The 14,914-nt window shown below is 72.5% G+C and carries 7 protein-coding genes; 5 read left to right on the plus strand and 2 right to left on the minus strand.

All coding sequences use genetic code 11. The annotated features are described in order from the left end of the window. The first annotated feature begins 52 nt into the window (after positions 1-52). Positions 53-1,270 (plus strand): molecular chaperone DnaJ, encoded by a 1,218-nt coding sequence (gene dnaJ / locus ACPZVR_RS01635; protein ID WP_436697822.1) that lies wholly within the window; start codon positions 53-55, stop codon positions 1,268-1,270. 62 nt (positions 1,271-1,332) lie between these two features. Continuing rightward, positions 1,333-1,719 carry a heat shock protein transcriptional repressor HspR gene (locus ACPZVR_RS01640; RefSeq protein ID WP_436697823.1) on the plus strand — a complete coding sequence of 129 codons (387 nt, stop codon included), beginning with the start codon at positions 1,333-1,335 and terminating at the stop codon, positions 1,717-1,719. 32 nt (positions 1,720-1,751) lie between these two features. Here the strand turns inward: ACPZVR_RS01640 and ACPZVR_RS01645 are convergent, their stop codons facing one another. Next, positions 1,752-7,694: an alpha-L-rhamnosidase-related protein gene (locus ACPZVR_RS01645; protein WP_436697824.1), complete on the minus strand. Its 5,943-nt coding sequence runs from the start codon at positions 7,692-7,694 to the stop codon at positions 1,752-1,754. Positions 7,695-7,956: 262 nt separating this feature from the next. Between ACPZVR_RS01645 and ACPZVR_RS01650 the strand changes: the two genes are divergently transcribed. Both ACPZVR_RS01650 and ACPZVR_RS01655 read left to right on the plus strand, forming a co-directional pair. Further along, complete coding sequence (locus tag ACPZVR_RS01650; RefSeq protein ID WP_436697825.1) at positions 7,957-9,288, plus strand: DUF445 domain-containing protein; 1,332 nt, start codon at positions 7,957-7,959, stop codon at positions 9,286-9,288. Between the two features lie 40 nt (positions 9,289-9,328). Further along, the gene (locus ACPZVR_RS01655) at positions 9,329-10,252 is read left to right on the plus strand and encodes an Abi-alpha family protein (RefSeq protein ID WP_436697826.1); all 924 of its coding nucleotides are present in this window, start codon (positions 9,329-9,331) and stop codon (positions 10,250-10,252) included. 29 nt (positions 10,253-10,281) lie between these two features. On the opposite strand, the gene ACPZVR_RS01660 is transcribed toward ACPZVR_RS01655, so the two are convergent. Then, positions 10,282-11,775 (minus strand): helix-turn-helix domain-containing protein, encoded by a 1,494-nt coding sequence (locus ACPZVR_RS01660; RefSeq protein WP_436697827.1) that lies wholly within the window; start codon positions 11,773-11,775, stop codon positions 10,282-10,284. Between the two features lie 448 nt (positions 11,776-12,223). Here ACPZVR_RS01660 and clpB point away from each other — a divergent pair, with 448 nt between their 5' ends. Further along, the gene (gene clpB / locus ACPZVR_RS01665) at positions 12,224-14,821 is read left to right on the plus strand and encodes an ATP-dependent chaperone ClpB (protein ID WP_436697828.1); all 2,598 of its coding nucleotides are present in this window, start codon (positions 12,224-12,226) and stop codon (positions 14,819-14,821) included. Positions 14,822-14,914 lie beyond the last annotated feature (93 nt).

Here is a 14,914-nt window from a genome sequence, read left to right on the forward strand (position 1 = left end):
TGGCGCACCGGGTGCGACCTGCGCGGGCACAGGCAACGAAGGGAGGTGTGCGATGAGTGACGACGGGATCCGGTCCGACTGGGCGACCAAGGACTTCTACAAGGAGCTCGGCGTCGCGAAGTCGGCGACGCAGGACGAGATCAAGAAGGCCTACCGCAAGCTCGCGCGCGCCAACCACCCCGACTCGCATCCCGGCGACACCGCCAAGCACGACAGGTTCAAGGCGGTGGCCGAGGCGTACGACGTCGTCGGCGACCCCGACAAGCGCAAGAAGTACGACCAGGCGCGGGAGCTGTTCGGCCGCGGCGGCTTCCCCGCCGGGGCCGGCTTCGGGGGCGCCGGCGGCTTCGGCGGCGGCGGCATCAACGTCGAGGACCTGCTGCGGGACCGCGCGGGGGGCGGGGGTGGCTTCGGCGACCTGTTCGGCGACCTCTTCGGTGGTGGCGGCCGGGGCCGGTCACGGGCGTCGCGGGCCGCCCGCGGCGCCGACCTCGAGACCACCGCGACCATCGGCTTCACCGAGGCGCTCGACGGTGCCACGGTGTCGCTGCGGGTCAGCGCCGACGGTGCGTGCGCGACCTGCCACGGCACGGGCGGCAAGCCCGGCACCCAGCCGCACGTGTGCCCGACCTGCGACGGCAGCGGCTTCGTCACCGCCTCGGTCGGCGGCGCGTTCTCGATGAACGAGACCTGCCCGACGTGCGGGGGCCGTCAGCTCGTCTACGACGACCCGTGCCCCACGTGCCACGGGTCGGGTCAGGGGCGCAGCACCCGCACCATCCAGGCGAGGATCCCCGCCGGGGTGAAGGACGGGCAGCGGATCCGGCTGCGCGGCAAGGGCGCGCCGGGGGCGAACGGCGGTCCCGCCGGCGACCTCTACGTGACCGTGAAGGTCACCGGGCACCGCGTCTTCGGGCGCAAGGGGGAGCACCTCACCGTCGACGTACCCGTCTCCTTCGCCGAGCTGGCTCTCGGCGCCGAGATCCGCATCCCCACCCTCGGCGGCGCCCCGGTGACGCTGAAGGTCCCCGCCGGCACCCCCAACGGTCGCACCTTCCGGGTGCGCGGCAAGGGAGCGGTCAAGGCCGACGGCTCGCGGGGCGACCTGCTGGCGACGGTCGAGGTGCAGGTGCCGAGCACCCTCGGGGCCGAGGCCAAGGAGGCGCTCGAGGCCTACGCCGCCGCGACCGCGGACAGCCGGCTGCGTTCGGGCCTCTTCGAGGGCGAGCCCGCCGGTGAGCGCGGCGACCGGCACCAGGACGTGAGCTGATGGTGGGCCGTGACGCGCCCGGACGGTCGGGCCCCCTCGGCCCTCCGGGTGAGGACGACGCGGTGTACGTCATCAGCGTCGCGGCCCAGCTCAGCGGCCTGCACCCGCAGACGCTGCGGACCTACGAGCGGGTCGGCCTGATCACACCGGGCCGCACGGGCGGCGGCGGCCGCCGCTACTCCTACCGCGACATCGAGCGGCTCCGCGAGATCGCCCGGCTCACCGCCTCCGGCATCGGCATCGAGGGCGTCAAGCGGATCCTCGACCTCGAGAACGCCGTCACCGCGCTGCGCGCCCGCAATGCCGAGCTGGTCGCGGAGCTGGAGGCCGCCCGCGAGGCGCTCCGGCAGGCCAGCGCCGCGCGTCCCGCGACCCCGCGGTCCAATCTTCCCGCGCTGCCCGGCACCGCCGTCGGCCAGTCCGTGGTGGTCTGGCGCCGCAACCCCTGACCCGGCGGGGTCGCGGCGCCTCGACGGTCACCTCATTCGACCCGCACGCGATAGGTCCTCGACCTGTCCGCGGCCCGGACGGTGATCGTCACCACGCCCGGGGAGGTGGCGAGGATGCGCCCCGCGGCATCGACGTCGGCCACGCCCGGCCGCGAGGAGCGATACGTCACCGTGACGCCGGTCGCCTTCGCCGAGCGGTACCTGCCGGTGATGAAGGCCGACTGGCCGACCTGCATCCGCCGGGGTACGACGGCTCGGACCTTGGTGACCTTCGCCTTCGGCCTCGACGCGACGACGCGTGCCGTGATGCTCGTCGACAGCCTCTGCCCGGACGCGTCCGTCCCCACCGTGGTCGCGGTGATCGTCGCCTTCCCCGCCCGCTTCGCCCGCACCACGCCGGTGGAGCTCACCGTCGCGACCCTCGGGTCGGAGGACGTCCACACGACGGCCCCGGCGTAGGCCGGGTGCACGTCGGCGTAATAGACGGCCTCCGCCAGCCGCAGGGCGTCGCCCCGGACCAGGCGCAGCTGCCCCTGGTTCAGCTTGACCGACGACACGACCGCGGTCGCCCCCGCGGTGGCCGCGGCCGGCACGGGTGTCAGGCCCAGCACGGCCGAGGTCAGCTCCTCGACGGCGCCGTCGATCCGGGACTGCGTCGCCGACGGGTCCGCCAGGACCACGGCGGCGTCGGCCAGCTCGGCCTGGAGGGCGGCCCACGACGCCTCGGTGTAGGTGCCGTTCGCGTTCGACAGCGCCCTCGCCGCGGCGTAGACGTGGCGTAGGACCGTGGGGTCGCTCGTCGCCGGCCGTACCGTCAGACCCTCCAGCGCCGCCTGCAGACCGGCGGAGGCGCTGTCCAGCTGCTCCTGGGTCCGGTCGTCCCGATCCTCATGGACGGCCTGCGCCCCGGCCAGGGCGTCGCGCAGCGCGTCGGCCGACGCGTCGGTGAAGCCGTCCAACGAGCCCTCCAGCGCCTCGGCCGCGCCGATCAGCGTCGCCAGCACCGTCGGATCGCCCCGTCTCTCCAGGGCCTCGACGGCCGCGTTCAGCGCCTCGGTCGCGGCGTCGATCTCCTCCTGGCTGGAGTTCGCGTCGTCGTAGACGGCCTGGGCGCCCTCGTCGCCCTCGACGACCCCGGTCAGCGCGGCCCACGTCGAGGTCGTGTAGTCGTCGGGATCGAGGGCCGAGTGCTCGAGCAGCGCGAGCTCCAGGGCGGACCTGTCGACAGCGGCCACCACGTAGGAGAGCGTTCCGGTCGCGCGGTTGCCGGCGTTGTCCACGACGGTCCGGGTGATCGTGTGCTGCCCGACGGCCCTCGAGTAGCCCGTCTGCTCGCACGAGGCGACGCCGGAGGTGGCGTCGGTGCCCAGGCACGCCGGCTCGTCCGGGACGTCCTCCGGCCGGAGCGGCCCGGTCGGCCAGGGGCCGAACGCCGGCACCGGCGGGGTGGTGTCGATCCGCACCCGCAGCTCCTTCTCGTCGGAGCTGTTGGCCGAGGCATCCGCGGCGGCGTACCGCAGCACGTGGGTGCCGTCGGTCCCGACCGGGACCGGCCCGGTGTACGGCGTGCGCGGCCCGTCGTCCAGCGCCACCGTGACGGACGGCGACGGATCGACGTCGTCGACCGCCTCCACCCGCAGCTCGGTCGGCTCGGTGATCCAGCCGTTGTTCCCGTAGACCGTGGTGTCGGCCGGAGCGGCCGACACCGTCGGAGCCCGTTCGTCGACGGCCGGCGCGCTCGGCTCGGACACCCACAGATCGGTCAGCGACGGGTCGTAGGTCGCCTCGTCGGGGCCGGTGTAGAGGTAGCTGACGCGCACCTTGCCGTCACCGTCGATGTCCAGCGCGTCCGGGTCGTCGACCAGTACCTGGTAGCTGGCGAGCGTGTCGCCGACGACGCCCTCGTTGGGCATCAAGTACCGCACCTGTCGGACGACCACGTCGTCGACCAGCACCTGGTAGGCCTTGGGCCGGGTCTGGACGACGGCGAGACTGGTGGGCCCGGAGGTGTCCGCCGTCTCCCGCATGGTGAGCACGAAGGGCTCGCCGGTGGTCACCTCGACGTCCACGGCGTACCAGCTGCCGTCGCGGGCCCAGGTGAAGCGTCGGCTCAGGCCGCCCTCGGTGTTCGTCCCGCCCACGGGGATGCCGGCGCGGTAGTTCCACGTCAGGTTGTGCGCCAGCTCGGTCGGACCCGGCTTCACGTTCTCCGGGGCGTTGCCCGTCGTGCCCGGGCCGCCGTCCCCGAAGTCGACGAAGTCGGTCGCACCGGGAACCGCCGCGGCCCCGGTGGCGTTCCAGCCCTGGCCGCGGGGCCCGTACCACTTGATCCGGGTGTCGCTCGTGGCGCTGGCCAGGACGGATCCTCGGTCGACGAAGTCGACCGTGACCGACTGCATGATGGGCAGTCCGTACTCGCCTCCGCCGTACACCGTGACGGGCACCTGCGCCGACCCGCCCGCCGGGACGGTCACCTGCTCCGACGGCGCGCCCGCCTCCAGCACGCCGGCCACGGATCGCGCCGCCAGGCGCCCGGTCACGGGGACGGGTCCGTCGTTGCGGACGGTCGCGGTGACGGTCCACGCGCCGGTCCTCGGGTAGGCGCCGGTGCGTTCGCCGATCTCGACCGCCTCGACGGCCACGTCGGCGGCGACCTGCAGATAGCTCGAGACGGGCCGGGTGAACGTGCGCTGCTGCCCCCCGTAGACGACCGTCACCTCGGCCTCGGCGTCGAACGAGGCGCCGTTGCGCGCGCCCTCGGGCACGGCGACGGTGAAGGGCAGCTCCGCGCGCTCACCCACCGCGACCGGGCCACCGGTCAGCGTGACCGGCGCCGTCAGCCCGGGGATCCGGACCACGCCGGAGATCGAGTCGATCGTCGACAGGCCGGTGTTCTCGACGGTCACGACGCCCGCCGCGCTCTGGCCGGGACTCACCTGCCCCACCCGGGGGACGGTGACCTCGGCCGGCGGTCCGGCGACCGTGAACGCGTAGGCGCCCGACTCCACCCGCACCACGGTGTCGCCGGTGGCGGCGTCGACCCGCACGTCGAGCACGCCCGGCGTCGACGCGCCCAGCGGCGCACCCGACTCCGCCACGTCCCCCACCTCGCCGGTCGGCAGGTGCACCTCGGCCACCGTGCCCTCGGGCACGGAGAGATCCAGCGCGTAGGCGTGGGGATCGGTCGCGTCGATCGTCACCTCGATCATGCCGTTGACGCTGTGGACCGTGGCGTCGACCGTCTTCAGCGAGCCGAGATCGGGGTTCACGACGAACTCGGCGAAGCCCGGCGCGAGCGGCCGGATGCCGGCCGCGTAGCGGCTCATCATGGTCAGCGGGCCGCCGGTCCAGGCGTGGTTGAACGTGCCTGCCGCATCCTGCTCGGGACCGGCGAAGAACTCCCAGAGGGTCGAGTGGTCGGGGTCGTTGACCATCGGCGCGTAGCGGTCCTTCATCCGCGCGATCGCGTCGTCCGGATAGCCCATCAGGTACAGCGCCTCGAGCACGTACTTGTCCATATAGGGGCTGGACTTCTTCACGTTGACGAGCACGTCGCGGATCTGCTCGTAGTGGGCCTCGTCCGCCAGGCCGGCGTACACGGCCAGCGCGTTGGCGCGGTCGTCCGCCCCGCCGTCGCCGGTGGACTCGTAGTAGCCCTTGCCCTCGACCCAGAACCTGTCGATGTTGTCCCTGATCGAGTCGGCCCGGCCGCGCATCCACGTGATCTGGGCGTCGTCGGACGGTACGCCGAGCGCTGCGGCCGACTTGAGCGTCGAGTTCAGCGCGATGTAGTACCACAGGGTGTCGATCAGCCGGCCGTCCTCGCCGTAGCCCCAGTCGTGCCAGTGCCACGTGCCGCCGTGGTCGTGCCGCAGCAGGCCGTCGGCCGCCATGTTGTAGGTCCGGAGGTAGGCCACCGACGGCTGGTAGGTCTCCTCGAGCGCCGTCTTGTCCCCGGAGTACTCGTAGAACATCCAGAAGCTCATCACCGCGGCCAGCGACTGCGCCGGCAGCTCGGAGAAGTCCGCCGCCGGAGCCTGGGTCGGGATCAGGTCGCCGTTGCGGAAGCCCATCAGGTTCGTGATGCCCTTGCGGGCGAGGTCGGCGGCGGCGGGATCGAGGGCGTAGAAGGCCTCCTCGAGCTCGTTGGTCGCGTCACCCCACCACTGCGACCGCTCCCGGTCGGGGCAGTCCATGTAGGAGTCGCGCATCGTGACGTACAGGGTGTCGCGCGCCATCGTCCACAGCTTGTTGAGGTAGGCGTCGTCGGAGACGAAGGAGCCGTCGAACTCGGTGGCGTAGCCGGAGAGGCGGTAGCCGATCTCCTCGACCTCCGCGCCCTCCTCCGCGGTGATGATCAGCTTGTCGCCGTTCATCCAGATGAGGGACTCGTGGTCCTGGGCGCCGGCCCGGGTGACGTACTCGCCCTGGACCGCCTGCTCGATCCCTCCTCCGCGGACCGTGGCGTGATCGGTCTTGAGGCCCACCGTCCGGCCCGCCTGCGTGCCCGCGCCGAGGCGCACGTAGGGCGTGAGCTGGTGGTTCACCGGCATCCGGACCTCGTACTCCGTGACCGCCCCCCGCGTGCGCACGGTCACCGCCGGGTCCGTGACCGCGAACGTCGTGAAGTCGGCGTCGTACTTCAGCAACGGGATCGGTCGGTCGACCAGGTCGTTCCACGGCGCGCTTCCCTCGTTGCCGTGGGTGACCGCGTCCGGCCAGGCCGCGTCGTCGAAGCCGGTCTTCCGCCAGTCCGCCCAGCCGGGGATCTCCGCCCCGGCGTCGTACCTGATGTTCGGCTCGGCCAGCCGATAGTTGGTGTCGACCGACATCGCGCCGTAGGCGTCGAGCTTCAGCGCCTTCCAGCTGGCGTTCGATCTCAGGTCGATGTCCGCCGCCTCGACGAACAGGCCCGCCCGGCCCGAGTACGGCGCGGAGAACCCGCCGCGGCCGTAGGAGACGGCGAGGATCGCGATGGTGTTCTCGCCGGACCTCAGATGGGGCCGCAGGTCGACGTTGTCGACGTAGGAGTCCTCGCGGTCGGGACCGCGCTTGACCCCGCCCTCGAAGACGATCAGCTCCTCGTTCAGGTAGAGCCAGTACTTGGTCTCGACGGCGATCCGCGCGTTCACGGTGTCCGGCAGCGCGGCGACGTCGTCGATCGTGAAGGTCTTGCGGAACGCGGTCCAGTTGTTCACCGAGGACGCGTCCGAGCTCCAGATCCAGTAGGCGTCGGTCGGCGAGTCGGGCACGGTGCAGACATCGGTGATCTCCAGGCCCGGGTAGCCGGCCGCGGTGGCACCGGCCGATCCGAGCGCCCGGTCGTCGAAGTCGTCGGCGTAGAGGTGGGCGCCGGTGTCGAGGCGCCGGACGACCAGGTTGTCCAGGGTTCCGGTCTCCTGTCCGGAGACGCGCACCCCGATGGTGCCCGAGGCAGGCAGCCAGGTGCGGGAGTACTCGGCGTGCTTGACGCCGTCGACCCAGGCGGTGACCTGCTGGCCGCGCACCTCGATCCTGAAGTGGAAGGGGACGCCGGCCGCGAGCGTCTTGGCCGGCAGCGGGAAGCTGCCGTCCGCCGACCAGCCGCCGTTGTCCAGTCGGAGGGGGTCGAGGGCGTTCCGGCCGGCCGAGAACTGGAGCGCGGGGCCGTTGCGACCGTTCTGTCGGAAGGACACCGCGAGCGTGTTCTGCGTCGTGGCGTCGCCTTCGAGTGCGTAGTCGGTCCATTCCGCCGCCGCGGCGGGCGGCAGGTAGCCGCCGGCGTAGGAGTCGGCGCCGGTGCCTCCGGTGGCCGGCAGCGGCAGCTGGACGTCGCGGTTGGTGCCGCTGCTCAGCGCCACCGCGCAGATCTTGCCGGGCGCGGCGTGCGCCGTCGGCGTCGTCGCGAGGACGGGTAGCGCGAGCAGGACCAGCAGGGCTGCGACGACGATCCGCCCGAGAGTGCCGCGCCAGGGAGAGGGGCGAAGAGCAGGCATGGCGGTTCCCTTGTCTCTTGAAACGTTGCAATCGGCTCAGGCTACGAAAGTGTGACCTACGTCTCAAGATCGGGTGGGGTGATGGCCGGATCCGGCCGTCGCCGCGTGCGGGGCCGGGTCGCGGCGGGCGGCGCTCCGGGCGTCGGGGAGGCGCGAGGCGAGATCCCTGTGCCGTCGCCCGCGGCACGGGTTAACCTCCCTTCCGTCGGGTCCGCCGGGCGCATGGGGGCGCGGGCCGGGATCCGCAGGACGAGAGGTGCGCGTGGACGCAGTGCTGGGTTGGCTCGGTGACTGGGTCGACCACGTCGACTGGTTCGCGTTCGTCTCCATCCCGTTCTTCACCGGGATCATCGGCTGGCTGATCAACTGGTCGGGCCTGTGGATGCTGTTCAAGCCGATCACCTTCTACGGCGTGCGGATCCCCGGACTGCGCGAGGTGGCCGGGGTGCTGCCCCGCAAGCTGCAGGAGATCCCCGGCTGGATGGAGGGCGGCCTCGGCTGGCAGGGCATCGTCCCCGCGCGCGCCGCGAAGATGGGCAGCATCGCCGTCGACAAGGTGATCGCCAAGCTGGGCACGCCCGCCGAGTTCTACGCCCAGCTCGAGCCCGACCAGATCGCCGAGCACATCGTCAACGTCTTCCGCCCGGACCTGCCGGCGCTGGTCGACGAGGTGATGATGCGCGAGCACCCGCGTCTGTGGCGGGACCTGCCGCGGCCCGTGCGCCAGGCCGTGATCGACCGGGTGCAGGCGCAGCTGCCCGGGGTGGTCAAGACGATCACCGACGAGATCGGCGTCCACATCAACCAGCTGCTGGACCCGAAGATCATGGTCATCGACCACTTCCGCAAGAACCCCGAGCTGGTCGTGCGGGTCTTCAAGGACGTGGGCCAGCGCGAGCTCAACCTGATGGTCGCCTTCGGCTTCATCTTCGGCTTCCTGCTGGGCATCCCGGTCGCGGTCGTCGACCAGACCTGGCACATCTGGTGGCTGCTGCCGCTGCTCGGCGTCGTGGTCGGCTGGATCACCAACCTCCTCGGCATGTGGCTGATCTTCGACCCGCCGGAGGAGAGGCGGATCCTCGGCATCAAGGTGCAGGGACTGTTCCTACGCCGTCAGGACGAGTGCGCGGAGGTCTACGCCCGGATCATCGCCGAGGACGTGATCACGCTCGAGCGGATCGGCGACTTCCTCATGGACGGTCCTCGCGGCGACCGCACCCGGCAGATGATCGCCACGGCGATGAGGCCCGCCATCGACAAGGCCGCGGGTCCCCTGCGGGGCGCCGTCAACGTCGCCATGGGCGGGCGGCGCTACGACAGCATCAAGGACTCCTTCGCGAAGGAGGCGGTCGGTCGCACGATCACGCCCTTCCGCGACCCGGGCTTCAGCAAGCAGCAGTCGGAGAAGATCCGGGTCCTCATCGCGCGCCGCACCAAGGAGCTCCCGCCGAAGGACTTCGTCGAGATGATGCGCGCGGCGATCAAGGAGGACGAGTGGATGCTCTACGCCCACGGCGCGATCATGGGTGCCGCCGGCGGGTTCCTCCACCTGGGGATCTTCAACTGGGGTTGGATCCCCGGGTTCCCGCCGTGAGACGCGGCCAGAGCACCGACCCGACCAGCGGAAGGCGGACATGACCGAGGAGATCGACAGGGACGGGCTGCCGCGTCTGCCCGCGCTGCCCCCGCTGACCGGGCCGGCCGTGGCGGAGTCGCTTCCGGGCCTGGCCCGGGTGGCCGGGTCGGCCGCCCTGCACACCGCGGGTTGGGGACTGCGCACGACCACGCGCAACTGGATGCGGGTCGGTCGCGCCGTGACCAGTCGCGACGAGGCCGCCGCGCTGATCCGCGACGTCGGGTCGTACGTCGGCGCGCTCGGCGAGGTCGCCAAGCAGGTGTCCGACGGCGTACCCGTCGCCACCGCACTGATGCGGGCCGGCGAGTCGCTCGGCGCGAGCCCCGATCGACCCCGCGAGGTCGTGGCGACGCCGGTGGTCGACGGCCAGGTGCTCGGGTCCCGGCCGCAGTCGCTGCGCGAGCGTGGCAACGACCTGCTCGAGCGCTCCCGCGACGTGTGGAGCACCGACGACCGGCACCCGGCGTTCGACCGGATCCTCGACGAGCTCGCCCCCGACGAGGCCCGGATCCTGGTGATGCTGCTGCGCGACGGTCCGCAGCCGTCGGTCGACGTCCGCACGGGCGGCCCGATCGGCATGGTGAGCAGCCAGCTCGTCGCCCCCGGGCTCAACATGATCGGTCCGCGGGCCGGCCTCCGCTATCTGGAGCAGGTGCCGTCCTACCTCAACAACCTGTTCCGGCTCGGCCTGGTCTGGTTCTCCCGTGAGCCGGTGCGCGACCACCTGGAGTACCAGGTGCTCGAGGCGCAGCCCGACGTGCTGGCCGCGATGCACTCCGTGCGGTTCGCCAAGGTCGTGCGCCGCAGCGTCCACCTCACCCCGTTCGGCGAGGAGTTCTGCAAGCTCGCGCTGGTCGACGAGGTCACCGCCGCGAGCGACGACCTGCCCGAGCACGAGGCACCGCCCGACGTCGACGCCTGAGCCTGGATCCGGCACGCCCCCCGCGGGGCTCAGCCCACGATCCGCCCGCCGGCGGCGCGCCACCACGTCGCCGCCCGCCGTACGTCGACCGGCAGGTGCGCCGCGGACGCCAGCTCGGCCAGCTCGGGCTGCTGGGCCATGCCGGCCGCGAACAGCGCCGCGTAGCCGGTCTGGTCGTGGCGGACGGTGAGCTCGCGGAGCAGGTCGGGTGCCAGCGGGACGCCGGCGAAGCCGCAGATGCTCAGCCCGGCCCCCCGCAGCACCTCGTCGTCGGATGCCAGCCACGGGGCGGGATCCGCGGTCTCGAACGGGATCATCAGGTTGGCGAAGGCGAAGGCCGCGCCATGCCGGGTGATCTCGTCCGGCCCCTCGAGCGCCGAGCGACAGATCACCTCGCGGACGTCGTCGGCGAACGGCGACGCGACGAGCAGGAACGACGACGTCGTGACGTGGGTGGCGCGGAAGTCGTAGAGCACCTCGAACAGCAGCCGCGCCAGCATCGCCTCACCGGCCCGGTTCTCCGCGATCTCCGCGGCCAGGCCGGCGGCGTAGGCGAAGTGGCGGTTGCGGCGGGTCCGGGTCCAGGCGGCGGCGCGGCGCGGCTCGACGAGGTCCTCGGTCAGCCGCGCCCGCACGGCGGCCCGGAACTCGGGCGGACAGCAGGCCAGCGTGGAGCTGAGGATCGGCTGTCGCCGGGCGTCGCCCACCGCGGCGTCGCAGGCCGCGGCGAACAGCGGGACGAGCGGGAGCCAGTCGGACCGGCGCAGGCCGCCGACGCTGCGCATGTTCTGGATGCCCAGGCAGCCGGCGCGCGCGATGATCCACGACTCGTGGCCGAGCAGCTCGCCGCACCACGCGACCAGGTCGGGAGTGGGGAGCTCGGTGACCGCGCTGAGCAGGTCCGCCGGACGCTGCATGCCGGGCTCCTCGACGGCCGCGCGCACGACCTCGGCGACGAGGCCGGCGTACGGGCTGCAGCGCAGCTTGCTCAGCGCCTCGTAGCGCAGCTGGTAGCCGAGACCGGCGGACCGGCCCACCTCGTCGGCCAGGCGGGCGAGGAGCGGGCGGATCGCGGGCGCGGCCAGCCCGAAGGGGCTGCGGACGTGGTACTCGGCGAAGCGCAGCCAGTCGTGGGCGTCCGCGCCGTCGGCCTGGACGGCGTCGACGGCGCCGGTGAAGCCGCCCAGGGTCGGCTCCGGTGCGTAGGGCTCGGTGTCGGGCGGCGCGTAGGAGAAGGTCCGGCAGAGCACGTCGACCGGCGCGCGCAGGTGGCCGTGGGGGAGCCCGAGCGCCTGCTCGTACGCCGCGACGACGGCTCCGCTGCGACGCCCGCTGGTCTCGACCCGGGACAGCGTGGCCGGTGACAGTCGCGTGCCGTTCCCGGTGCGCGCGGCGAACTCGCGCAGCGGCACCCCCGCCGCGACCCGGCTGGTGCGCAGCAGCCACCCGATCCGGGCCGCGACATCGATCCTCGCCCCGGCCAGCGGGGTGGGGTCATCGATCTCGTCGGTGTGCCGAGCCACGCGGTCATGCTGGCACCGTCGGGCGGTCCCGGCGGCGGAAGCGACATTGTTTCGCCCGAAGCCCGACGCGAAACAATCCGCGACCGGGGCCGGAGCCGTGCGACCGTCGTCCCACGCGGTCGGTCATGGCGCCGGCGCGATGTGGGGTCGCGTCCCGCTGCGGGGACGAGTGGGGCGGCCCGGGCCGACCGCGGCGACCCGTGGTGGGTGGATGGGCCCGAGACCTGTCCACTCATCACGCTCCCCGGCTCCCGCCGTTCCTCGGCCCGTTCCTCGGCCCGTTCCTCGGCCCGTTCCTCGGCCCGTCCTCCGTCGGCCCGCGCGGGGGCCGCGGTGCGGGTCCGCGCGGGTCGCACGGAATCGGGCGAAGTTGAGTGGAACAGACTAAACTTTCCTGACGTTGGGGCAGTAACTCGATCCTCCCCACGACACAGGAGACACTCTGCACATGAGCCAATTCGGGGCCGACAAGTTCACCACGCGCAGCCGCGAGGCGATCGAGGCCGCGCAACTCGCCGCGACCACGGCCGGCAACACCAGCGTCGAGCCGATCCACCTGCTCGTCGCCCTGCTGCTGCAGGAGGAGGGCACCACCGCCCACCTCGTCGCCAAGGCCGGTGTCGACGTGTCCGGGCTCGTGCACGCCGCCTCCGCCGCCCGCGACGCGCTGCCGCGAGCCAGCGGCGCGACCGTCCAGCAGCCGGCGGGCTCCGCCGGGCTGACCCGGGTGCTGGCCTCCGCCCTCGACCTCGCCCGCTCGATGACCGACGAGTACGTCGCGACCGAGCACCTCCTCATCGCGCTGGCCACGGTCGAGTCGACCGCGCAGAAGGTGCTGGCCGACGCGGGCCTGTCCGCTGACGCGCTGCGCGAGTCGCTCACCGCCGTGCGCGGCAACCGACGGGTGACGTCGCAGGACGCCGAGGCGACATACGAGGCGCTGGAGAAGTACTCCGTCGACCTCACCGCCGCCGCCGAGGAGGGCAAGCTCGACCCGGTGATCGGGCGCGACCAGGAGATCCGCCGGGTCGTCCAGGTGTTGTCGCGGCGCACCAAGAACAACCCGGTCCTCATCGGCGAGCCCGGCGTCGGCAAGACCGCCGTCGTCGAGGGGCTGGCCCAGCGGGTCGTGGCCGGCGACGTGCCCGACTCGCTCAAGGGCAGGCGGGTGCTGAGCCTGGACCTGATGGGCATGGTCGCCGGCGCGAAGTACCGCGGCGAGTTCGAGGAGCGGCTCAAGGCCGTCCTCGACGAGATCAAGCAGTCCGAGGGCCAGGTCATCACGTTCATCGACGAGCTGCACACCGTCGTCGGCGCGGGTGCCGGCGGCGACTCGCAGATGGACGCCGGCAACATGCTCAAGCCGATGCTCGCGCGCGGTGAGCTGCACATGATCGGCGCCACCACGCTCGACGAGTACCGCGAGTCGATCGAGAAGGACCCCGCCCTGGAGCGCCGCTTCCAGCAGGTCTTCGTCGGCGAGCCCTCGGTCGAGGACACCATCCAGATCCTGCGCGGCATCCAGGAGAAGTACGAGGCGCACCACGGTGTGCGGATCACCGACGCCGCCCTCGTCGCCGCCGCGACCCTGTCCGACCGCTACATCACCGGCCGCCAGCTGCCCGACAAGGCGATCGACCTCGTCGACGAGGCCGCCTCCCGGCTGCGGATGGAGATCGAGTCCTCCCCGGAGGAGATCGACCAGCTCCGCCGCCAGGTCGACCGGCTCAAGATGGAGGAGTTCGCGCTCGCCAAGGAGTCCGACGACGCCTCCCGCGACCGGCTGGAGGCGCTGCGCGCCGACCTGGCCGACAAGGAGGAGTCGCTGCGGGGGCTCGAGGCCCGCTGGGAGCGGGAGAAGGCCGAGCTCGAGGGTGAGGGCGCGCTGCGCCGGCAGCTCGACCAGCTCCGCAGCGAGGCCGAGCGGCTGCAGCGCGAAGGCGACCTCGGCGGTGCGAGCGCGATCCTCTACGGCCGGATCCCCGCACTGGAGCAGCAGATCAAGGCGGTCGAGGCCGTCGAGGACGCCGAGTCGCCCGAGGAGAAGCTCGTCGGCGAGGAGGTGGGCGCCACCCAGATCGCCGAGGTCGTGGAGGCCTGGACCGGCATCCCGACCGGGCGCCTGCTGCAGGGCGAGACCGCCAAGCTGCTCGACATGGAGCTGGCCATCGGCGCGCGCCTGATCGGCCAGGCCGACGCGGTACGCGCCGTCAGCGACGCCGTACGCCGCGCGCGGGCGGGGATCTCCGACCCCAACCGCCCGACCGGGTCCTTCCTCTTCCTCGGCCCCACCGGCGTCGGCAAGACCGAGCTCGCCAAGTCGCTGGCCGACTTCCTCTTCGACGACGACCGCGCGATCGTGCGCATCGACATGAGCGAGTACGCCGAGAAGCACTCCGTCGCGCGACTCGTCGGGGCCCCTCCGGGCTACGTCGGCTACGACCAGGGCGGTCAGCTCACCGAGGCGGTGCGCCGGCGTCCGTACTCGGTGGTGCTGCTGGACGAGGTGGAGAAGGCGCACCCCGAGGTCTTCGACGTGCTCCTCCAGGTGCTCGACGACGGCCGCCTCACCGACGGCCAGGGCCGCACGGTCGACTTCCGCAACACGATCCTGATCCTCACCTCCAACCTGGGCTCGCAGTTCCTCGTCGACCCGACGATGGACCCGGCGGCGCAGAAGGAGGCCGTCCTGGGCGTGGTGCGGCAGGCGTTCAAGCCGGAGTTCCTCAACCGTCTCGACGAGATCGTCACCTTCGACGCGCTCTCGCGCGACGACCTCGCGCGGATCGTCGAGCTCCAGCTGCGCTCGCTCGAGGCGCGGCTCGCCGCGCGGCGGATCACGCTCACCGTCACCCCCGAGGCGCGCCGGTGGCTGGCCGACGTCGGCTACGACCCGGCGTACGGCGCCCGGCCGCTGCGACGGCTGGTCCAGAGCGCCATCGGCGACGCGCTCGCGCGGCTGCTGATCGGTGGCGAGGTCACCGACGGCGGGTCCGTCAGCGTCGACCGGGGCGACGACGGGCTGGTGCTCACCGCGGGCGGCTGATCGCCCGGTGCAGGAATCGCCGGTCGACCGGCGATTCCTGCACTTGTCGGGCATTGCGACGCCCGACAAGTGCAGGAACTGCCCGTCCAGTGT

Origin of the sequence: Nocardioides segetis (genome assembly GCF_051390595.1) — a bacterium.
In the GTDB taxonomy this organism is placed as follows: Bacteria; Actinomycetota; Actinomycetes; order Propionibacteriales; family Nocardioidaceae; genus Nocardioides.